Origin of the sequence: Bradyrhizobium sp. HKCCYLRH1034 (assembly GCF_051168375.1) — a bacterium.
In the GTDB taxonomy this organism is placed as follows: Bacteria; Pseudomonadota; Alphaproteobacteria; order Rhizobiales; family Xanthobacteraceae; genus Bradyrhizobium.
Genome location: NZ_JBNPUW010000002.1, coordinates 514065 through 535393 on the forward strand (window position 1 = coordinate 514065; position 21329 = coordinate 535393).

At 66.4% G+C, this 21329-nt stretch carries 20 protein-coding genes and 1 pseudogene; 8 read left to right on the forward strand and 13 right to left on the reverse strand.

Annotated features, from left to right (window positions below; genetic code table 11):
* Window positions 1–26 precede the first annotated feature (26 nt).
* The 4 genes from ACQR0W_RS06170 to ACQR0W_RS06185 all read right to left on the reverse strand — a co-directional run bounded on the left by ACQR0W_RS06170 (window position 27) and on the right by ACQR0W_RS06185 (window position 4732).
* The gene (locus ACQR0W_RS06170; protein ID WP_316191895.1) at window positions 27–1106 is read right to left on the reverse strand and encodes a BMP family ABC transporter substrate-binding protein; all 1080 of its coding nucleotides are present in this window, start codon (window positions 1104–1106) and stop codon (window positions 27–29) included.
* An 81-nt stretch (window positions 1107–1187) separates the two neighbouring features.
* Window positions 1188–2105 (reverse strand): ABC transporter permease, encoded by a 918-nt coding sequence (locus tag ACQR0W_RS06175; protein ID WP_434840605.1) that lies wholly within the window; start codon window positions 2103–2105, stop codon window positions 1188–1190.
* Window positions 2092–3183: an ABC transporter permease gene (locus tag ACQR0W_RS06180; protein WP_434840606.1), complete on the reverse strand. Its 1092-nt coding sequence runs from the start codon at window positions 3181–3183 to the stop codon at window positions 2092–2094. The genes ACQR0W_RS06175 and ACQR0W_RS06180 overlap by 14 nt, the downstream gene beginning before the upstream one ends.
* Complete coding sequence (locus tag ACQR0W_RS06185; RefSeq protein WP_434840607.1) at window positions 3167–4732, reverse strand: ABC transporter ATP-binding protein; 1566 nt, start codon at window positions 4730–4732, stop codon at window positions 3167–3169. Before ACQR0W_RS06185 ends, ACQR0W_RS06180 begins: the two co-directional genes overlap by 17 nt.
* Before the next feature lie 577 nt (window positions 4733–5309).
* On the opposite strand from ACQR0W_RS06185, the gene ACQR0W_RS06190 reads away from it, so the two are divergent.
* The gene (locus ACQR0W_RS06190; protein WP_434840608.1) at window positions 5310–6431 is read left to right on the forward strand and encodes a hypothetical protein; all 1122 of its coding nucleotides are present in this window, start codon (window positions 5310–5312) and stop codon (window positions 6429–6431) included.
* Window positions 6432–6483: 52 nt separating this feature from the next.
* Here ACQR0W_RS06190 and ACQR0W_RS06195 read toward each other — a convergent pair whose 3' ends face one another.
* Complete coding sequence (locus tag ACQR0W_RS06195) at window positions 6484–7005, reverse strand: nucleoside deaminase (RefSeq protein ID WP_434840609.1); 522 nt, start codon at window positions 7003–7005, stop codon at window positions 6484–6486.
* Between the two features lie 129 nt (window positions 7006–7134).
* On the opposite strand from ACQR0W_RS06195, the pseudogene ACQR0W_RS06200 reads away from it, so the two are divergent.
* A pseudogene (locus ACQR0W_RS06200) lies at window positions 7135–8096 on the forward strand (cation diffusion facilitator family transporter).
* An 89-nt stretch (window positions 8097–8185) separates the two neighbouring features.
* Here the strand turns inward: ACQR0W_RS06200 and ACQR0W_RS06205 are convergent.
* Together ACQR0W_RS06205 and ACQR0W_RS06210 are read right to left on the reverse strand one after the other, a co-directional pair.
* Entirely contained in the window at window positions 8186–9322 is a 1137-nt protein-coding gene (locus ACQR0W_RS06205; protein WP_434840610.1) for an MFS transporter, read from the reverse strand.
* 32 nt (window positions 9323–9354) lie between these two features.
* A complete protein-coding gene (locus ACQR0W_RS06210; RefSeq protein ID WP_434840611.1) occupies window positions 9355–10128 on the reverse strand; it encodes a DeoR/GlpR family DNA-binding transcription regulator in 774 nt (257 codons plus the stop codon).
* Between the two features lie 123 nt (window positions 10129–10251).
* On the opposite strand from ACQR0W_RS06210, the gene ACQR0W_RS06215 reads away from it, so the two are divergent.
* From ACQR0W_RS06215 to ACQR0W_RS06230, 4 genes are all read left to right on the forward strand, one after another.
* A complete protein-coding gene (locus ACQR0W_RS06215; protein WP_316171714.1) occupies window positions 10252–11190 on the forward strand; it encodes a 2-dehydro-3-deoxygalactonokinase in 939 nt (312 codons plus the stop codon).
* Window positions 11187–11828, forward strand: coding sequence for a 2-dehydro-3-deoxy-6-phosphogalactonate aldolase (locus tag ACQR0W_RS06220; RefSeq protein ID WP_316171715.1), 642 nt, complete (start codon window positions 11187–11189; stop codon window positions 11826–11828). Before ACQR0W_RS06215 ends, ACQR0W_RS06220 begins: the two co-directional genes overlap by 4 nt.
* 181 nt (window positions 11829–12009) lie before the next feature.
* Window positions 12010–12357, forward strand: a complete 348-nt coding sequence (locus ACQR0W_RS06225; RefSeq protein WP_315717779.1) for a DUF3147 family protein — start codon at window positions 12010–12012, stop codon at window positions 12355–12357.
* Window positions 12357–12857, forward strand: coding sequence for a DUF3147 family protein (locus ACQR0W_RS06230; protein ID WP_316167619.1), 501 nt, complete (start codon window positions 12357–12359; stop codon window positions 12855–12857). Before ACQR0W_RS06225 ends, ACQR0W_RS06230 begins: the two co-directional genes overlap by 1 nt.
* Here ACQR0W_RS06230 and ACQR0W_RS06235 read toward each other — a convergent pair.
* Complete coding sequence (locus ACQR0W_RS06235; protein ID WP_315827078.1) at window positions 12838–15492, reverse strand: flavin-containing monooxygenase; 2655 nt, start codon at window positions 15490–15492, stop codon at window positions 12838–12840. The genes ACQR0W_RS06230 and ACQR0W_RS06235 overlap by 20 nt on opposite strands.
* Before the next feature lie 288 nt (window positions 15493–15780).
* Here ACQR0W_RS06235 and serA point away from each other — a divergent pair, with 288 nt between their 5' ends.
* Entirely contained in the window at window positions 15781–17028 is a 1248-nt protein-coding gene (gene serA / locus ACQR0W_RS06240) for a phosphoglycerate dehydrogenase (RefSeq protein ID WP_315750287.1), read from the forward strand.
* Between the two features lie 21 nt (window positions 17029–17049).
* On the forward strand, window positions 17050–17529 hold the full coding sequence (locus ACQR0W_RS06245) for a TOBE domain-containing protein (RefSeq protein WP_315750288.1): 480 nt from the start codon (window positions 17050–17052) through the stop codon (window positions 17527–17529).
* Here ACQR0W_RS06245 and ACQR0W_RS06250 read toward each other — a convergent pair.
* From ACQR0W_RS06250 to modB, 5 genes are all read right to left on the reverse strand, one after another.
* Complete coding sequence (locus ACQR0W_RS06250; RefSeq protein WP_316171716.1) at window positions 17438–17860, reverse strand: winged helix-turn-helix domain-containing protein; 423 nt, start codon at window positions 17858–17860, stop codon at window positions 17438–17440. The two genes, ACQR0W_RS06245 and ACQR0W_RS06250, sit on opposite strands and share 92 nt — an antisense overlap.
* A complete protein-coding gene (locus tag ACQR0W_RS06255) occupies window positions 17857–18447 on the reverse strand; it encodes a DUF2478 domain-containing protein (protein WP_315750289.1) in 591 nt (196 codons plus the stop codon). Before ACQR0W_RS06255 ends, ACQR0W_RS06250 begins: the two co-directional genes overlap by 4 nt.
* Before the next feature lie 11 nt (window positions 18448–18458).
* Entirely contained in the window at window positions 18459–19322 is an 864-nt protein-coding gene (locus tag ACQR0W_RS06260; RefSeq protein ID WP_315827076.1) for a xanthine dehydrogenase, read from the reverse strand.
* Between the two features lie 205 nt (window positions 19323–19527).
* Window positions 19528–20622 (reverse strand): molybdenum ABC transporter ATP-binding protein, encoded by a 1095-nt coding sequence (modC, locus tag ACQR0W_RS06265; protein ID WP_316171717.1) that lies wholly within the window; start codon window positions 20620–20622, stop codon window positions 19528–19530.
* Window positions 20619–21308: a molybdate ABC transporter permease subunit gene (gene modB / locus ACQR0W_RS06270; protein WP_316171718.1), complete on the reverse strand. Its 690-nt coding sequence runs from the start codon at window positions 21306–21308 to the stop codon at window positions 20619–20621. Before modB ends, modC begins: the two co-directional genes overlap by 4 nt.
* Window positions 21309–21329: the final 21 nt, after the last annotated feature.

Sequence of the window (21329 nt, forward strand, 5' to 3'; positions counted from 1 at the left end):
GGGGGAGTTCTTGCCGGGTGCTGCGTCTACTTGCCCGGCACCTTGTCGTCGACGCCCTTGACATAGAAGTTCATGCCGAGAATCTGGCCGTCGGCGAGATGGTCGCCGCCCTTGCACTCGATCTCCTTGCCGTCCTGGCCGAGCACGGGGCACTTGAACGGGTGCAGCTTGCCGGCGGTGATCGCGGCCTGGGTCTCCTCGGCCAGCTTCTTCACGTCATCGGGCATGTTGGTATAGGGCGCCATTTCGAACATCTTGGAATCGAGGCCGCCCCAGCTGTCCTCCGACTTCCAGGTGCCGTCGAGCTCGGCCTTGACGCGCGCGATGTAGTAGGGGCCCCAGGTGTCGAGGATCGAGGTGAGCTGCGCCTTGGGGCCGAACTTGATCATTTCGGAGTCCTGGCCGAAGGCGAGCTTGCCGCGCTCGGCTGCGATCTGCATGGCAGCCGGGCTGTCGGTGTGCTGCATGATGATGTCGGCGCCCTGGTCGATCAGTGCCTTGGCGGCGTCGGCTTCCTTGCCTGGGTCGAACCAGGTGTTGGCCCAGATGATCTTGACCTTGATGTTCGGGTTGACCGTCTGCGCGCCGATGATGGTGGCGTTGATGCCCGAAATGACCTCCGGGATCGGGAACGAGCCGATATAGCCGAGCACGCCGGCCTTCGACATCTTGCCGGCGATGATGCCCTGGATGTAGCGGCCCTGATACCAGCGCGCCGAATAGGTCGACATGTTCTTGTCGCGCTTGTAGCCCGTGGCGTGCTCGAAATGCACGTTGGGATACTTCTTGGCGACCTTCAGGGTCGGATCCATGTAGCCGAACGAGGTCGTGAAGATCAGCTTGTTGCCGGCGCGGACCAACTGCTCGATGGCGCGCTCGGCGTCCGGGCCTTCCGGTACGTTCTCCAGATAGGTCGTCTCGATCTTGTCACCGAGCTCCTTCACCAGCGCCTGGCGCGCGAGCTCATGCTGATAGGTCCAGCCGAGGTCGCCGATCGGCCCGAGGTAGATGAAGCCGACCTTCAGCTTGTCGGCGGCGTGCGCCACGCCGGCAATGCTTCCCGCCAGCACCAGCGCGGCGGCAGCCCCCAGAAGCCTTTTCATCATCGTCCATGCCTCCAAACAATCCGGGGAAAACCTCGTGAGCCAGAGCACCGCGCCCCATCGCTGGCGCTCCGGATGATTGGTTCAGCGATCCGGAACGAACACCGTCCCCAGCGCTGCCGGCGCGGTGGAGCCGCCGGTGCGGGCGCGCGACAGCAGCACCAGGACGATCACGGTGGCGAGGTACGGCAGCGCCGACATGAACTGCGAGGGGATGCCGACGCCGGCGCCCTGCGCATGCAGCTGCAGAATCGTCACCGCGCCGAACAGGTAGGCGCCGACGACAAGGCGGCCCGGTCGCCAGGATGCGAACACGACCAGCGCCAGCGCGATCCAGCCGCGCCCCGCGGTCATGCCGGGAATGAAGAACGGCGTATAAGCCAGCGGCAGATAGGCGCCGGCGAGCCCGGCGCAGCCGCCGCCGAACAGCACCGCGAGCAAACGGATGCGCAGCACGGGATAGCCGAGCGCGTGGGCGGAGACATGGTTGTCGCCGCAGGCGCGCAGCACCAGGCCGGCACGGGTGCGGTACAGAAACCACCAGACGGCGATGATCAAGGCGAGCGACAGATAGACGAACGCATCCTCGCCGAACGCGATACGGCCGACCAGCGGGATGTCGCTGAGGCCGGGAATGGAAAGGTGCGGCGCGGTGCTGATGCGTTCGCCGACAAAGCGCGCGCCGATCAGGCCGGACAGACCGGTGCCGAGAATGGTCAGCGCGAGGCCCGTCGCCACCTGGTTCACGGCGAGGCCGAGGGTCATGAACGCGAAGATCAGCGACATCAGCATGCCGGCGACGATGCCGCACAGCGCGCCGACGATGATCGAGCCGGACAGCCAGGCCCCGCCGAAGCCGCAGGCCGCGCCGACGATCATCATGCCCTCGACGCCGAGGTTGAGGACGCCCGAGCGCTCGGTGACCAGCTCGCCGGTGGCCGCCAGCAGCAGCGGCGTCGATGCTGCGAGCACCGACAGGATGATTGCTTCAATCAGCACCACTTTGCACCTGCCGCGCGGCGAAGACGAGCTTGAAACGGTAGAGGATGAGCGAATCGCAGGCGAGCACGTAGAACAGCAGGATGCCCTGGAACACCTTGGTCACATCGAGCGGAATCTTCATCGTGATCTGGGCCTGCTCGCCGCCAATGAACGTCAATGCGAGAAAAAGCCCTGCAATGAATATTCCAACCGGATTGAGCCGTCCGAGGAAGGCCACGATGATCGCGGTGAAGCCATAGCCCGGCGAGATGCCAGGCTGCAGATGTCCGATGGGTCCCGCCACCTCGATGATCCCTGCGAGACCGGCCAATGCGCCCGACGCGGCGAACGTCAGAAGGATGAGCTGGTTCGCATTGAAGCCGCCGAACCGCGCCGCACGCGGCGCCACGCCCACGACTCGGATCTCGAACCCCTTGATGGTGCGCTCGAGCAGCACGAAGGCGCCGGCAACGACAATCAGCGCGATGATGCTGCCGAGATGCAGGCGTCCGCCCTCGATCAGCACCGGCACGGTGGCGACCGGATCGAACTCCGCCGTGGTGGGGAAGTTGAAGCCGGCGGGATCGCGCCAGGGGCCGCGAACGAGATAGTCGAGCAGGAGATCGGCGACATAGACCAGCATCAGGCTGATGAGAATCTCGCTGGCGCCGAACTTGACGCGGCACAGCGCCGGGATCAGCGCATAGAGCGCGCCGGCTGCGGCGCCCGCGACCAGCATCGCCGGCAGCACCCAGTGTCCCGCTTCGGTGCCTTGCGTCTTCACCGCGATCCAGCTGCCGGCAACGGCCCCGATCAGGAACTGGCCCTCGGCACCGATGTTCCAGGCGTTGGCGAGGTAGCACAGCGACAAGCCGATCGCGATCATGACCAGCGGCGTGGCCTTCACGGCGATCTCCTGTAGCGAATAGCCGTCGGTGAGCGGCGCGATGAAGTAGACGCCGAGCGCGGTGATCGGGTTCTTGCCGAGCACGGCGAACAGCACGCTCATGGTCACCAGCGTCAGTCCGATCGCGATCAGCGGCGAAACCAGCGCGATGGTGCGCGAACGCTCGGCGCGCTTCTCAAGCACGAGCTGCATGCGCCGCCTCCTTCTCGAGGCTGGCGCCGCCCATCAACAGGCCTAGCCTTTCCCGGGTCGCCTCCGCGCGTGGCAGCGCCTCCGACAAGTGTCCGTGAAACATCACCGCGATGCGGTCGGCGATCTCGATCAGTTCGTCGAGGTCCTGGCTGGTGACGAGGACGGCAGCGCCCGCGCTGGCGAGATCGATCAGCGCCTGGCGGATGATCGCGGCGGCGCCTGCGTCGACGCCCCAGGTCGGCTGGTTGACGACCAGCACCGCCGGCGTGCGCAGGATCTCGCGGCCGACGACGAACTTCTGCAAATTCCCGCCGGACAGGCTCGCCGCTTCCGGATCGCGCTTGGCCTTGCGGACATCGAACGTCTCGGTCGTCAGATCGACCGTCCGCAATGTCGCTGCGGCGTTGATGAAGCCGTGCCGGACCATGCCGCCCGCGGCGTGTCCGGTCAGCAGCGCATTCTCGGACAACCTCATCCGCGGCGCGGTGCCATGCCCCAGCCGCTCCTCCGGCACGAACGCCGCGCCCATCTTGCGGCGCTCGGTGATCGAGAGATTGCCGCAGGCGAGGCCGTCGATGATGATCGCGCCGGGCTCTTTGACGAGGCGTTCGCCGGACAACGCAGCAAACAGCTCGTCCTGGCCGTTGCCGGCGACACCGGCGATGCCGAGGATCTCGCCGCCCTTCAGCTCGAGGGAAATGTTCTTGAGGCCCACGCCATGCAGCTCGCTGGGGGCGAGGGTGAGATCATTGACGACCAGACGCGGCACGGTGGTGTGCCGCTCGGCCGGCGGCTTCACGTCCTTGATCTCGGTCCCCACCATCATGCGGGCCAGCGAGGCAGCCGTCTCCAGCTTCGGATTGCAGGTCGCGACCTTCCTGCCGCCGCGCAGGATGGTGGCGGTGTCGCACAGCCGCTTCACCTCCTCGAGCTTGTGGCTGATGTAGAGGATGGCGCGGCCTTCCGCTTTCAGTCGCTCCAGCACGACGAACAACTGGTCGGCCTCCTGCGGCGTCAGCACGGCGGTGGGCTCGTCCAGGATGAGGAATTTCGGATTCTGCATCAGCGCGCGCACGATCTCGATGCGCTGCCGCTCGCCCACCGACAGTTGCCAGACTTCGCGCTTCGGATCGAGCGGCAGTCCGTAGTCACGCGCGACGTCCGCGAGCCGCGCCGACATGGCCTTGAATGGCTCCTTGCCATCGAGCCCGAGCGCCACGTTCTCAGCCACGGTGAGGTTGTCGAACAGGGAGAAATGCTGAAACACCATGCCGATGCCGAGGGATCGCGCTTCCGCGGGACCGGACAGCCTGATGGGCACACCCTGCCAGCGCAGCTCACCGGCGCTCGGCTGCACCAGTCCGTAGACCGTCTTCACCAGCGTCGACTTCCCGGCGCCGTTCTCGCCGAGCAAGGCGTGAATCTCGCGTGGCCGGATCTCGATGTCGATCTTGTCGTTGGCAACGAAGTCGCCATAGCGCTTGGTCAATCCGATCGTCTGCAGGAGCGGAGGCGTAGGGTTCGGATCGGCCGGCGCGAGGTCAGGCATTTGCTGCGTCATGGGGCAGGGGAATGAAGCTGCCTCAATTGTGATCTAATTTGCCGCGGCGCGTAAGAGGCGAAAAGCGCCATCCTCTGCCCAACTCTTGTCCAAGCGTCCATCGCGCCGCGATCGGCGAATGCCGTGCGCCAGTGGTTGCAAGCATCACGTCCCGCAATCGGTCGAGCGGAGCGAACGATAAAGTTCTGTGGCAGTTTTGAGACACCGGCCGTAAATCGATCCGCCGCAGCACGTTGCCCGTTGGATGAGCAGCGTCATCCCATGCGCGTCCAGGGGCGCGCTTGCGCTCGCGCGTTGCCGCGAACGCGCGCGGAAGGGCAGGCGGGGCTTTTCGGAAAAACTTCAGCAATGTGAAGCCGCAAGATCGGAGTCTGGGAGCATCGTGGCCGCGGCCAATCGTCCCATGCCCAAGCTCGCGACCGATGTCGTCGCCGCTGCAATACGGCGGAACCTTGATCAAACTGCGGGCAAGTCCTGGAGAAAGTTGAGGCTTCTCCCACCCGTGGAACGGCGCAACTGTGCATGCAAGTCGGGAATCGGCGCTTGTCAACTGGGGGTGTTCTGAATGTCGTTACGTCAAACAATCGCGGCGGTCGTCGCACTGGGCGCGGCAGCGCTGACGTCGGTCGGTGCAGCGGGGGCCGCTGACCTGCCCGCCAAGGCGATCGCGAAGAAGGCGCCGGCCGAGGTGCCGTTCTTCCTCGTCGTCGACAATCGCGTCAGCTACTCCTATATCTTCGATGCCAGCCAGCCTGGTGCATGGAGTGTCAACGGCAACGGCACATTCAACGCCAAGACCGCCAAGCAGGTCTACTCGTTCACCCATTTCGACGTCTGGGGTTACGGCACCAACTTCTTCACGATTTCGCTGTTCAAGTCGGACCACAACGACCCGGCTGGGCCGTGCACGCAGACCGGCGGGATCGTGTCGCCCAACGCAGGTTTCGCCTTCACGCCGGCGAGCTGTCCCGGTGCGACCGAAATCTACGGACTGTTCCGCTCGACCTTCGGCTGGAACCAGATCTTCAACACCAAGGCCTTCACGATGGGCCCGCTGCAGAACATTTCGTTCGAAGTGGGCATGGATGCCAATACCGAGAACCGCTATTTCGGCGCCGCCAAACGCGACGTGGTTGCCGGCCTGCAGTTCGCGTTCAACCTGCCCTACAAGGGCTATTTCAACGTCGCTCCCCTGATGTATTGGGAGTTCGCCAACCACAATTCGTTCTCGCAGTGCGGGGCCGGCTGGTCGAACCCCTGCATCAATGACGGCAATACCTCGTTCAAGCCGACCTGGGCCGTCGAGACCAACTACTACATGGATCTCGGCTTCCTGCCGGAGAGCATGCAGTTCTTCTCGATCTCGGGCCGCGCCGGCTGGTACGGCAAGAAGGGCACCGACACCGAGCCGCTCCCGGCCAGCGTCGCGAACGGCGTCTATCCGACCAAGATCGAGTTCAATTCCGAGCCGATCCGCCTGACCTTCGATGCGTCGAAGGCGATGTGGGGTGAGAAGCAGAGCCACCTGATCGACGTCTGGGTGGCCTATCGCTACTGGCAGAACAAGTTCGGCCTCGACCACAACAACGCGGTCGGCTGTTCCGTCGCCGGTGTCGGCGGCACCCGTGTCGCCACGGGCGCCTGCACCGAGTCGTCGCTGTATTCGGGCGTGACCGTGAAGTTCTGATATCGATCGAGCCACGCAAGCAGGCGCCGCGCCTCCGGTCGCGGCGCCTGCCTCATTTGTCCCAGGCTCCCTCATGCAGCGTCGCGGCTTCCTCCTCCAGCAGGGGGCCGACGACTTCGGTCGCACGCTGGCCGCTCGCGAACACGTCGCGGCACGGCAGGTCGAGGGTCGGGTTCTCCGGATGATTGCCGGTAATGCCGCGCAGCCGCCGCTCACTGAGGCCATAGACCACGCGTCCGATGCCGGCCCAGTAGATGGCGCCCGCGCACATCGCGCACGGCTCTGCCGACGAATACAGCGTGGCCGCCGCCCTGATCTCGGGCGCTAGCGAAACGCAGGCCTGGGTCGCAACCAGCCGCTCGGCATGGGCCGTGGCGTCATGAGCTGGCATGTAGCCGTTCTCGGCCTCGATCAGAACGCGGCCGTCGGCAGCGATCAGCACCGCTCCGAATGGATGATTGCCGTTGGATGTCGCGCGGCGGGCGATGGCGAAGCTGTGGCGCAGGAAGTGTGTGTCCCGGTCTTGGGCGCCGGCTTGCCTCTGTCCGTCTCTCGCCTCATCTCTCGGCGCCATCGTCACTCTGCTCCGTTGCGGATCGGGCGATCCTGCTCCGGCGCGGCGACGTCCGCAAGCGCGCCAAGGGAACCGATGCTCCGCAGCTCGCGTTGCCCGGCGCACGAGCGCAGGGAACAGGCAGACGACATGGCGGCAAACGCGGATTCCAAGGTTGCCGTCTATGCCGCGCTTGCCGGCAATCTGCTCGTGGCCTGCACCAAGACCGCCGCGGCGGTGTGGACCGGCAGCTCGGCCATGATGAGCGAGGCGATCCACTCCGCCGTCGACACCTCGAACGAACTGCTGCTGCTCTACGGCTTTCATCGCGCAAGCCGTCCGCCCGACCAGCGGCATCCGCTCGGCCATGGCCGTGAGCTCTATTTCTGGAGCTTCATCGTTGCGCTGCTCTTGTTCGCGCTGGGCGCCGGCGTCTCGCTGTATGAGGGCGTGACGCACCTGATGCATCCGCGGCCGATCGAAGACCCGACGGTGAACTACGTCGTGCTCGGGCTCTCCTTCGTGTTCGAGGCAGGTTCCTGGTGGGTGGCGGTGCGGCGGTTTCGCGCGGCTGCGCCGGGTCTCTCCTATCTCGAGGCGTTCAGGCGCAGCAAGGACCCGCCGGCCTTCATGGTCGTGTTCGAGGCAGCGCGGCACTGATCGGCATCGTGATTGCTGCTGCCGCTATGGCTGCTGCCGTCGCCTTCGATGAGCCGGCATGGGACGGCATCGGATCGATCCTGATCGGTGTGCTGCTTGCGGCGACCTCGATGGTGCTCGCGCGGGAGAGCAAGAGTCTCCTGATCGGCGAGCCGGCGGACCCGGAGCTGGCGCGTTCGATCCTCGACATCGCGCGCAAGAGGAAGGGCGTCAAGTCAGCCAATGGCCTGCTCACGGTGCAGCTGTCACCGCAGCATGTCGTTGTCGCGCTGAGCATCGAGTTTGCGGACGATCAGCGCGCCGACGACATTGAGCGCGCCGTGGTTGCGATCGAGAGCGAGCTGAGGGCGCGGCATCCGATCGTCGTGGCGCTGTTCGTCAAGCCGCAGACCGGTGTGCGCTATCAGGAAATGCGCGAGAGCGTGCTCCAAGATGGCTCGACTCAGGCGTGAGATCGGCAGCTCAGCGATAGACGACGTCGCTTCGTGCAGACGAACGGCCGAGGCATGAGATGCCGGAACCGGAGCCGCGCACGGCGTTCCTAGCGCGGCGTCCGCGCGGCCAACGGCGCGCTCAGCAGCACGATGACGAGCAGTGCGGCCAACATCCAGAATGCGGCCGGCAGGCTGGTGGCTGCGGCGATGAAGCCGATGCCTGCGGGGCCCAGCAGCACGCCTGAGTAGCCTGCGGTGGTGACGGCCGCGACGGCCAGCCCGACCGGCATGGCGGTCTGCGCCCCGGCTCGGCGGAACAGCACCGGGACCAGGTTCGACGCGCCGAGGCCGATCAGCGCAAAGCCCGCCATGGCAGCAGCAACCCACGGAGCCGTGAGCAGCAGGACGAAGCCCGCGATGGCGATGGCGCTGCCCCCGAGCAACGTTGCGCGATCACCGATCCGTGCAACCACCGCGTCACCGACGAGGCGCCCTGCGGTCATTGCGATCGAGAACATGATGTAGCCCAATCCGGCCTGCGCGGCCGGCAGGCGGCCGGAACCGGCGAGCAGCAGCGCGCTCCAGTCGAGCATCGCGCCCTCGACCAGGAACATGATTGCGGCGAGTGCCGCCAGCAGCAGCACCGCGCCGTGCGGAAGCACGAGCAGAGGCCCCGATTGCGCGGGTTTGCTCGCCATCAGTCGCGGGGCAGCCACGATCATCGCGGCCAGGGCGAGGGCACAGCAGGCGAGCGTGCCGAGCAGCGGCGCGACGTCGAACGCGAGCAGCGCGGTCATGACGCCGGAGCCCGCGAAGCCGCCGATGCTGAACTGGGCATGGAAACCTGACATCAGCGGACGTTCACTCAGCCGCTCGACGTCGATCGCCTGGATGTTCACCGCGACGTCGAGCGAGCCCAGCGCCGCACCGAAGGCGAACAATGCGAGTGCGAGAGTCGCTGGCGTTGCTGCGATCGCCAGCAGCGGCAGGAACAGCGCGAGAGCGATGCCGCTGACGATGACGACCGGCTTGCTGCCATAATGGGCGGTCAGCAGTCCGGCGGCCAGCATCGATGCGACCGAGCCCACGCCGAGCGAGAGCAGTAGCAGCCCGAGCGTCGCATCATCGACGCCGAGCCGCTGTTTGGCAAACGGCACCAGCGGTGCCCAGCAGGCGATGCCGAAGCCGGCGACGAAGAAGGCCAGGCGGGTCGCGAGCCGCGCCGCGCTGTGATCAGAACTCATTTGGAAGATTCCTGACTTTCTGAAGGGCGCCGTCACACCGGCGGGGCGGCCGTCATGATGGTGGCTCCCGCCCGTTTGAGCAGGGCGAGGCGGGCCGCCGGCGCATCATGCTCGACGGTGAGCTGGCTGATGGTCTTGGCGCCGGCGATACGGTGGGGGGCTCGGGTCTCGAGCTTCTCGTTGGTGACCATTGCGACGCTTACGCGGCTCAGCGACAGCAGCGTCCGCTTGAATGCTGCGTCAGTCGGATCAACCGCGCTGATGCCGCCTTGCGCCGATACAGCGCAGACGCCGATGAAGCAGCGGTCGATGTTCAAGCGCTGCACCTGCATGAGGGCGTCGGCGTCGACACTGCCGCCGACTGCGGGGTGAACGGAGCCGCCGATCATGATCAGCTGCAGGTCCTGCCGGTGCAGCACGGTTGCGGCAATGTCGATGGCGTTGGTTGCGACGGTGAGATCGAAATCATCGGGCAGGACTTCAGCGAGGGCGAGATTGGTGCTGCCACTATCGAGGAAGAGAAATTCGCCACGCGCGATGCCGCGGGCGGCCGCCCGGGCGAGCGCCAGCTTGCGGTCGCGATCTTGCCCGATCCGCGCCGCCATCGGTGTCATGCCGCCGGCGATCGGCAATGCGCCGCCATACACCCGGCGGCAGCGTCCTTCGGCGGCAAGCGCACGAAGATCGCGCCGGATGGCATCCTCGGAGACGCCGAATTCGTGGGCCAGGGCGGCCGCGACGACCGCGTGCCCCGCCGAGAGGCGGCCGGCGATCTGGTCGCGGCGCGCCAGTGGAAGGTCTGACATGCCCTCTTCATATCAGGCATAAACAAGAATAACAACGTGCATAATCGTGCATTGCGCAATTTGTTGTTTGCGCGGCCCGCGCGGCATGGCATTGCCAGATGTCGAAGTGATCGGGAGCAAGGTGTGACCGCCGTCTATTCGTCAGCAACGCCGGCCCTTGTCGCCGTCGACTGGGGGACATCCAGCTTCCGCGCCTGGCTGATGGCTGGAGACGGGACGGAGCTGGCCGGGAGCCGCGGTAGCGAGGGCATGCTGCATTGCGCGACATCTGGCTTCGCGCCGGTGCTGCGCGACCATCTGGCGAAGCTCGGCGCGCCGGCCGATGTTCCGGTGCTGATCTGCGGCATGGCCGGCGCGCGGCAAGGCTGGGTCGAGGCGCCTTATCTGCACACGCCCACCCGGCTGGAGGCGCTGCATGCCGGCGCGATTGGCGTCGACACGGATGGCGACGTCAGGATTCTGCCGGGACTGGCGCAGGCGCGGGCGGATCAGCCGGACGTGATGCGCGGCGAGGAAACCCAGCTGCTCGGCGTCACCGAGCCGGACTTCACCGGGATCGTCTGCATTCCGGGCACCCACAGCAAATGGATCCGGATCGATGCCGGCGCTGTGATCGACTTTGCCACCTACATGACCGGCGAGCTGTTCGCGGTCGTCTCTCAACATAGCATTTTGATGCACGCCGTCGAACCGGAGGCCTCGGCCGTCGAGCACGACGCGGCGTTCCGCGAGAGCTTCGCAGCGTCGCTTGCCGCGCCGACGGCACTGACCAATGCGCTGTTCCGGCTGCGCGCAGCCCAGCTCCTCGGTTTTGAGCAGCGGTCCGATGGGGCTGCGAGGCTCTCCGGGCTTCTGATCGGCAGTGAGATCGCCGACGCTCGGGCGCGGTTTCGCGCCGAGCTTCCACTCCGGTTGATCGGAGCGGGCCGGCTCGGCCGGCTCTATCGCGCGGCGCTGGCCGCTGCTGGTTTCGACGTGAACGAATGTGATGCCGAGCAGGCGTCCCGGCGCGGCCTGGTCAAGGCCGCGCGGCAGATCTGGGGAGCGCGTTTCCGACCATGACAAAGTCCGTTGCCTGGCCGCATGTCAAGCGGTCGCTGGTTGCGATCCTGCGCGGTATCAAACCCGACGAGTCCGAGGCCATCGTCGATGTCCTGATCGAAGCCGGTTTCGAGCTGATCGAGGTTCCTCTCAACTCGCCGGAACCGTTCGTCTCGATCGAGCGTCTCGCCGCCCGGTTCGGCAAGGACTGCCTGATCGGTGCAGGGACGGTCGTCAATGCCGCAGATTGCGTGCGTGTCGCGGAGGCCGGCGGGCGTCTGATGGTCAGCCCCAACGTCGATGTCGAAGTGCTGGCGACGGCGCAGGCCTACGACATGGTCACCTTGCCCGGGGTCTTCACGCCGACGGAGGCCTTTCTTGCTTTGCGTTGCGGCGCCTCGGCCCTGAAATACTTTCCGGCGTCGGTGCTCGGTCCGTCGGGGATTGCAGCGCAACTTGCCGTCCTGCCGAAAGGCGTCGTGGTCGGTGCCGTCGGCGGTGTGTCGGACAAGAATCTCGCCTCCTATGCCGTAGCCGGTGTGCGAGCCTTCGGACTCGGCTCCAGCCTGTACAAGCCGGGGATGAGCGCGAGCGATGTGCGAGACACCGCGGTCGCTTCCGTGCGTGCCTATGACGATGCCATCGCAGCCACGGGCTGAGCAGATCACGCTCCATGACGGCTTCGTGACGCTGTCTTGAAACTGTCGTCAGAGCTCGGCGTTGGAAGGGAACCAATTGTTCGTGCTCGCAAGAGTCTTGGTCCGCGCCTCCGGAACGGGCGGCCCTTGAACGCAGCTTGCGCGCATGGACCGGCTACGAACAACCGGGAGCAAGCCGGACATGACCGAATCCGTCATCCGCTTCCTGATCGGCGGCGTCATCGTTTCGACATTCGCGATCATTGGCGATGTGTTGCGTCCGAAGAGCTTTGCCGGCCTGTTCGGAGCCGCGCCCTCGGTCGCGCTGGCGACGTTGGGCGTTGCGGTTGTCACGCATGATGCCGCTTATGCGGCGGTCCAGAGCCATTCGATGATGTTCGGCGCAGCCGCGCTCTGTCTCTATAGCATGACCGTGTGCCGGCTGCTGATGCGGCAGCATATGCGCGCATTGAGCGCGAGCCTGCTCGCAACGGCCGTGTGGCTGGTCGCAGCGCTGGGACTGCAGGCGGTCTTCTCCGGAGGGGCGTGATGCTGATCTGCATCTCGCCCTCGGCGCTGAAGGACGGCAAGTGGCACGAATACGTCATCCGCTTTGCGCTGGGCGGCGCCGCCACAGTCGCGACCGGGCTCATTGCCAAAGCCTTCGGTCCTGCGATCGGCGGCCTCTTCCTGGCATTGCCGGCGATCTTCTGTGCCAGCGTCACCCTGATCGAGGCGCACGAGATCAGGCGCAAGCGCCGTCAGGGACTCTCCGGCGAGCGGCGCGGACGCGAAGCGGCTGCACTCGACACCGCAGGTGCAGTGCTCGGCAGTCTCGGCATGCTGGCGTTCGCGGCCGTATTCTCCACGCTGGTTCAGTCAAGCGTCGCGGCCGCCTTCGTCGCCGCAACGACGGCGTGGCTCGTCGTCTCGGTGACAGCGTGGGCGATCCGGCGCAAGCTGCGTGTTGCGGCAACGACCCGCAAAGTTGCGGGCCGTCGCGATACGTCTCGGCCGCAGCCTCCGCTGGTCAGCTGGCGGCGGCGTTGATCTCCGGCGATTCGCCTTCTTCCGCAGACTGCGTGAATGCCTGCAGCGCCTCCGCCATCTGCATGCGGCCGCCGACGCCGGTGATGACGACGTCGACCATCGTGAACGACGAGTGGAAGTGGCCGTGGGCCTTGAGCTGCCCGACCGGCACGCCGTTGGCGGCGAGCGCCTCCGCATAGGCGACGCCCTCGTCGCGCAGCGGATCGAACTCGCAGGTGACGATGTAGGCCGGCGGCAGGCCCTGCAGCTTGCCCCGCAACGGCGACGCGCGCGGATCGGTGCGATCCGCCGGCGAGCAGTAGATGTCCCAGAACCAGTACATCAGGCCGCGCGTCAGGAAGTAGCCGGCCGCGTTGTCGGTGTAGGACGGCCGATCGAAGCTGCAATCGGTCACCGGGCAGACCAGCAACTGTCCGCCGACGAGAGGCCCGCCGCGATCCCGCGCGAGCTGGCAAGTGACCGCAGCGATGTTTCCGCCGGCGCTCCAGCCGGCCACCAGCACCGGTCCGTCGCGTCCGCCGAGCTCGGCGGCGTGCTCGGCCACCCAGCGCGTCGCCGCATAGCCGTCCTCGGCCGCCGCCGGGAAGCGGTGCTCGGGCGCATGGCGATAGCCGACGCTGACGAAGATCATGTTGGAGCGGCGGCACATGTCGCGGCAGAATGGATCGTCCGACTGCTCGTCGCCGAGCACCCAGCCGCCGCCATGGAAGTAGACGACGATCGGATGCGGCCCGGGCGTCGCCGGCCGATAAAGCCGATAGGGCAGGGGACCGTCGGCGCCCTGCAATGTGCCATCCTTGACTTCGCCAACGGGACGTCCAGGCGGCCTCGTCGCGTTGAACTGCGCAACGAATTCGCGGGCGCCAGCGGCGCCCATCGATTCGATCGGCGGCAAGTTCATCTCGGCCAGCATGTTCAGCACCAGCCTGACATCCGGCTGCAGCCGCACGATCTCGCCGTCATTGCATTGGGACGCGCCGTTCGGACCTGACAGCTTGAAGCCGAGCATGCCGCGGCTGACGATTTCGTTGCAGATGCCGCGATAGGGGCCGACGCCGCCAGTATAGGGCATCAGGGTCTGCGGCTTGCCCGGCACGTTGGCACCAGTGTACCAGGTGTTGGCGAGCCGATGCAGCGTCACGGTCGCGCAGTCCGCCATGTGGCGTGCCCAGCCGGCCTGCGCAGTCTCCGTGGCCTCGATGGTCGTGAACCCGGCTTCGCGCAGGGCGACGAGACGATCGACGACCCAGTCGACATGCTGCTCGATCGAGACCGCCATGTTCGACAGCACCGATGGGCTGCCGGGACCCGTGATCAGGAACAGATTGGGAAAGTCTGCGACCGTGAGCCCGAGATAGGTTTGCGGTCCGTTGGCCCAGACATCCTCCAGCGATTTGCCGCCGCGCCCGGTGATCGGATGCACGGCGCGGATCGCACCGGTCATGGCATCGAAGCCGGTCGCGAACACGATGACGTCGATGTCGAAGCTGCGCCTGTCGGTCTTGATGCCATCAGCGGTGATGGATGTGATCGGCTCCTGGCGCAGATTGACCAGCGTGACATTGGGGCGGTTGAACGTCTGATAGTAGTTGGTGTCCAGGCACGGGCGCTTGGCGCCGAACGGATGGTCGTGAGGCGTGAGCGCGGCGGCGGTCTCGGGATCCTTGACGATCTCGTGAATCTTCTCGCGGATGAGGTCGGCGAGCAGCGCATTGCCGTCGGGGTCGACACCCTGGTCGGCCCAGAGCTGCGTCAGCATGCCGACGAGGTCGCCCGACGCCCACAGCTTCTCGAAGCGTTCGCGGCGCTCGGCCTCGCTCAACGCCCAGCTGAAGTCGGTGGCCGGCGGGATCGGCACGCCAGCCATCGACCAGCGCGCCTGCTCGCGCAGCCCGTTGCGATCTTCTGCGAGCTGCGCGGCGCGATCGGCCGGGAGCGGGCCGTTATGCGCCGGCAGTGCGAAGTTCGGCGTGCGCTGGAAAACCGTGAGCTGTGCTGCCTGCTCGGCGATGATCGGGATCGACTGGATGCCGGACGAGCCGGTGCCGATCACCGCGACGCGCTTGCCGCGGAGGTCGACACCGTCATGCGGCCAGCGGCTGGTGAAGTAGATCTCGCCCTTGAAGTCGTGCACGCCGTCGATCTCCGGCGGCTTCGGCTGCGACAGGCAGCCGGTCGCCATGATGTAGTGGCGGCAGGAGACGGCGGGGCCCTTGTCGGTCGTCAGCAGCCAGCGCTCCTTGGCGTCATCCCAGGAGGCGCCGAGCACGCGGGTGCCGAAGCGGATGTCGCGGCGCAGATCGTAGCGATCGGCGACAAAGCCGAGATAGCGCAGGATCTCCGGCTGGGTGGCGTATTTCTCCGACCATTGCCAGGCCTTCTCGAGCTCGGGATCGAAGGTGTAGCTGTAGTCGACGGTCTGGATGTCGCAGCGCGCGCCGGGATAGCGGTTCCAGTACCAGGTGCCGCCGACATCGTTGGCCGTATCCAGAGCCACGGTCGAGAAGCCCGCCTTGCGCAGGCGGTGCAGCAGGTAAAGTCCCGCAAATCCGGCACCCACGACGGCGACATCGACCGTCTGCGTTTCACCGCCCGACACCTCCGACGCGCGTGTCTCGACAACCCCGTCTGACATGCTGACCTCCCGATGATTTTGTGATTGGAAGAAAGGCTAGCTCTGCTCGCATGGTTTGTCAGCAGCCAAAACAGCGATCTGCGGTTGTTGCAGTGCGGGCCGTGCGGTGCGGCCGGTATGCCAGGCGCTGATTTTGCATCGCCGGTCAAAAGGCCGCGACGGAGTGGACAAGACCCTGAGAAAGCGACAGAAAGCGACCCTGCCGCGTCGCATTCACCAAGTTTCAACGCATCGCGACTGTAACAACCGCTACACTACGCCACATCCACGACTGATCAGGCCAGGCCCATGCCGTTATCGCTTCCCAAGCAAAAGATCCGCGTTCTGCTCCTCGAGGGCGTGAACGACTCGGCCGTCCGCATGTTCGAGGCCAACGGCTATACGGAAATCGAGCGGTTGCCGAAGGCGCTCGGTTCGGCGGAGTTGAAGCGTATGCTGTCGGGCGTGCACATGCTTGGCATTCGCTCGCGGACGCATCTCACCGCCGATGTGCTGCAGGCCGCCGACCGGCTGATGGTGGTCGGCTGCTTCTCCGTCGGCACCAACCAGGTCGATCTCGATGCCGCGAAGCGGCTCGGCATCCCCGTGTTCAATGCGCCCTATTCGAACACCCGCAGTGTCGCCGAGCTGACGATCGCCGAGGTCGTGATGCTGATGCGCCGCATCTTCCCGCGCTCGGTGTCGGCGCATGCCGGCGGCTGGGACAAGTCGGCCAATGGCAGCCGAGAGGTGCGCGGCAAGACGCTCGGCATCATCGGCTATGGCAACATCGGCTCGCAGCTGTCGAACCTCGCCGAGGCCATGGGCATGCGGGTGATCTTCTTCGATCTCACCGACAAGCTCCGTCACGGCAACACCGAGCCGGTCGAGAGCCTCGACGAGCTCCTGGCGATGAGCGACGTCGTGTCGCTGCATGTCCCGGAGACGCCGGCAACCGCCAACATGATCGGCGAGCGCCAGATCCGTCACATGAAGGATGGGGCCTATCTGATCAACAATTCGCGCGGCACGGTGGTCGACATCGAGGCGCTGGCCAGCGCATTGCGCGAGGGCAAGCTCTCAGGTGCTGCCGTCGACGTGTTTCCGGTCGAACCGGCATCGAACGCCGATCCGTTCGTCTCGCCGCTGCAGGGCCTGCCCAACGTGATCCTGACCCCGCATGTCGGCGGCTCCACCGAGGAGGCGCAGGACCGAATTGGTGGCGAGGTCGCGCGCAAGCTGATCGACTATTCCGATGTCGGCTCGACCTTCGGCGCCGTGAACTTCCCGCAGGTGCAACTGCCGGCGCGCCCGACGGGCACGCGCTTCATCCACGTTCATCGCAACGTGCCCGGCGTGCTGCGCCAGGTCAACGAGGCGGTCTCGCGGCACAACATCAACATCCTCGCGCAATATCTGCAAACCGATCCCGAGGTCGGCTATGTCGTGCTCGAGACCGACGTGGTCGGCGGTGAGGGCGAGGCGCTGCTGTCGGAGCTGCGCGCGGTGGAGGGCACGATCCGCGTTCGCGTCCTGTACGATCACGACCGGCCCTGAGGCTGTGGAGGCTGCCGCGCGATGACCGGCTCGTCTGCATCGTCCTCAGCCTCGACCGTCGTTCTCAGCACGACGGTGCCGGCGCGCGTGCTGCGCCATGATCCGCAATATGGCATGTCGACGTTGTTCTTCGCCGACGGCGAGTTGCGCGTGCCGATGGTCGACGCCGCGATCGACGCCGGCGTCTCCGTGACCATCGAGGCCCGCGACGTGTCGATCGCGCTGTCGCGGCCGATGGATGTTTCGATCACCAACCGGCTACCCGGCCGGATCGAGGAGATCCTGCCGCTCGATCCGCCCTATGTGCGCGTGACGTTCGATCTCGGTGCGACGAAGCTGCACGCCTTGGTCACGCTGGAGTCCGTCGAGCGGCTGGCGTTGGAGCCGGATCTGTCGGCCTGGGCGATGATCAAGAGCGTCGCGATCGGACCCGGCGCGGTTCGGCCTTCGGAGCTGCCTCGGCCGCGCCGCTGGCCCGCTTCTGATAGCGGGGATCGGTAGCCTTCTGCAGCTCAGCGAGCGCCGCGGCGGTGGCCGTGCGGGTGCGCCGCTCCATCGAGCGATACAGCGCGATCAGCCGCTCGCCGAACGGCGTGATCTCGGCGCCGCCGCCCCGTCGCCCCGGATGAGTCTCGAACACCGGCGTCTCGAAGGTGCGGTTGAGCGCATCGACCATCAGCCAGCATTTGCGGTAGGAGATGCCGCTCGCGCGCGCGGCGCCGAGGATCGAGCGCTCCCGGCGGATGAAGTCGATCAGCAGCAGATCTTCGGGCGACAGACTTCCGCCGTTGCCGAAAGTGATGGTCAATGCGATCTGAGCTTCGCGCTTCATCCTATTCCGATCCGCTCGCGTTGTGAGCCGATCATGTCACGCGGGCTTCGCGCTGTCACCATGCGGCCGGACCACGCCTCGATCCAGCCGGGACGGCGCGCGACATCGACCGGGACGCATTCGGCGAACACGCCGGCGAAGCGCGTCCACGCCTCCATCATCGCGGGCGATACCGCCGTGATGATCGGAAGCCCGGCTGACATCGCCGAGCCGAAGGCGTCGGCGAGGCCTCCTCCCGCCGCCTCCTGCTTGCCGAACTTGCTGAGGATCACGACATCCGTGCCGCGCGCGATCGACTGCTGCACGGCGGCGCAGGCCAGCACCAATCCTTCGGGATCGAGATTGCAGGCCTGCGATCCCGGGCCGAGATCCTGCGAGATCGAGAACACGCGGTCGTCGTCGAGGCTGCGCAGCATCATGGCCTTGCACGGCCTGGTCTTGTCGGCGCTGCTCTCGATCACGCCGGAGACGCGCAGCCCGATGCCTGCGAGCCGCGTGGCGAGCTCATCGAGCAGCTCCTGGATGACGGTGGACGCAGCGCCCTGCAGCGCCACGATCTGACACGTCCCGACCTCCGCGACACCCATGGCAGTCCTCCTCACACGTTGGCGGAGACGCGGCCCGCCTTCCGACCGGTTTGCACGATCGCGTGGACCGCCGAGACGACGCTCGCGGCGATCGATCGCCCGCGGTCGTCCATGCCGGTCCATGCCGCGTGGCGGCCGCGCGGATCGATCTCCAGCAGCTTGACGTTGGCCGGCACGCGCAATCCGTCGCGGGCGATGCCGCGCAGTGCGCCATCGAGCGGCGCCAGCACAGGTGTGCCGCCGAGCGAGCCGAGCTGCAGTCCCTTGTAGACGCGGGTGCCGATGTCGAGCGGCGTATGCCAGACGGCGTCCTGATTGGAATAGACGAAGCGCTCGCGGCCGGCGCCGCCGAGCGCACGCGCCTTGCCGTCCGCGTCGCGCGTGGTGCCGTGCGCCACGATCGCGCCGGTGTCGCAAGGATGCGTCTCGATCGCGATGTCGCAATTGTGCCCGACCGCAAAGCGCGGTCCGATGCCGACGGCGATGCCGGCAACGCCGCGCAGATCCGGCGTGGCCAGATGCTTCTGCATCCGTGCGTCGACGATGACCGCGGGATAGCGGAACGCGATGATGTCGGTGAGATGCATCCCGGTGACGGCGACCTGGCTGGGCTCGCGATGAATGCGCACGACGTCCGCGATGCCCTCGGCCCGGCAGCCGACCACGCCGTCGATGTCGCAGGCCTCGCCATACAGGACGTCGTGGAAGGCCATGCCGCGTCGGATCACCGGCGGAAAGGCGTCGTGACAGAGGACGAGCGCGAAGCGCTCATGGTTGAGCTTGGCCGCGATCGCGGAGGCGATCTCGTTGGTGCCCAGCACCAGCGCGAGCGGCTTGGGCGCGTTCGGATGCCAAGTGACGGCGGCGGCTTTCATGCTGATGACCTCGTGTTGCGAGATCGAATGAGCAAGCCGCGGGCCAGATCGTTGCGCGCCGATCAACATGTTCATTGCATTGAGGAAAAGCAGGCCGGCCTCGGTTCGTCTGATGCAAAGCTGTATTGTTTGGGATATAACATCGGATGCTATATTGTCGCTTATACAACATGTCGTGATGGTGGGGCAGGTCGGCGCGTGCCGATCAGGCGATGGGCTCTTCGCGGCGCACCAGCGCGACGCCCTTGACCTGGGCGTAGACGGCAAGCCCTGCCTGCAGGCCGAGCTCGTTCCACGAGCGTTGGGTGACCCGCGACAGCAATCGTGCACCCTGGCCGTCCTCGCCGAGGCCGAGCAGGGCGGTGACGCGGTGGTCCGATTGGCTGCGGATTTCCAGGATCTTCGCGCGTAGCACGTTGACGATGGTGCTGCGGCTCGGCGTTTCCAAGGCGAGGCTGACGTCATCGGCCAGCACGCGCAGGCGGCGGCGTGTTCCCGACGCAAGCGGCTCGGCCGGCAGCACGAAATGCCCGCCCGGCACCGCAAGCGTCACCATGCCGTCGACGGCGTCGTGCTTCAGAACGGTGGCGTCGAGACTGACCGCTGCATCGCGGGAGAGCGCGAGCGGCAGTGTCAGGTCGGCTTGGAGCACGGACAGCGGACCTGAAGCCAGGACGCTGCCATTGCGCATCAGCACCAGCTGATCGGCGAGCCGCTCGACCTCCGCGATATCGTGGCTGATGTAGAGGATCGGCAGGTCGAGCGCGGCATGCAGCCGCTCCAGATAGGGCAGGATCTCGTCCTTGGTGATCTGGTCGAGCGCCGACAGCGGCTCGTCCATCAGCAGCAGCTTCGGCTGGCTGAGCAGCGCGCGGCCGATCGCCACGCGCTGCCGCTCGCCGCCGGACAGATGGCGCGGCGAGCGCTCCAGCAGCTTGGCAATGCCGAGCAGCGACACGACCTCATCGAAGCCGATGGCGGTGGGGCCGGACGGGCCGGGATGCCCGTACATCAGGTTGCGGCGGACGGAGAGGTGCGGGAACAGATTGGCTTCCTGAAAGACGTAGCCGATCGGGCGCCGGTGCACCGGGCGGAAGGTCTTCTCGTCCTGCCAGACGTCGCCGGCGACGGAGCATCGTCCGTCCAGGCGGTTGAGGCCGGCGATGCTGCGCATGACGGCGGTCTTGCCGCAGCCGGACGGGCCGAAGATCGCGGTGACGCCGCGCGCCGGCACCTCGAACCGCGCGTTCAGCTCGAAGCGCCCGAGCGTACCGCGGAAATCGACCTTGACGGTGCTCATGACGCGCGTCGCGTCATCTTCTTCTCGATCAGCATCATCGTCAGAATGACGCCGAACGAGAACACGACCATGCCGAGCGCCAGCACGGAGGCTTCGGTCCATTGCGAGGTCTCGACGTAGTCGTAGATCGCGACCGACAGCACCTTTGTCCTGCCGGGAATGTTGCCGCCGATCATCAGCACGACGCCGAACTCGCCGACGGTGTGGGCAAAGCCGAGGATCGCGCCGGTGAGGAAGCCGGGGCTCGCCAGCGGCACGGCGATCGTCCAGAACGCGCGCCAGGGCGTGGCCCGCAGCGTGGCGGCTGCTTCCAGGGGCTTCTCGCCCATGGCCTCGAAGGCGTTGCGGATCGGCTGCACCACGAACGGCATCGAGAACAGCACCGAGCCGATCACGAGGCCTGGGAAAGTGAAGGCGAGGGTGCGTGCGCCCCACAAGGACGCCAGCGCCCCGCCCGGACCGCTCGGGCCGAGCGCGACCAGCAGATAGAAGCCGAGCACGGTCGGCGGCAGCACGAGCGGAATCGCCACCAGGGCTGCGACCGCCTCCTTCCACCACGCCTGCGACCGCGCCAGCCACCATGCGATCGGTGTTCCCACGATCATCAGAATGACGGTCGTGATCGCTGCCAATTCGAGGGTCAGACTGACCGGTTGCCAGATATCGGCCGAGACGTGCAAGTTCATCCTTGGAAGTTCATCGACGTG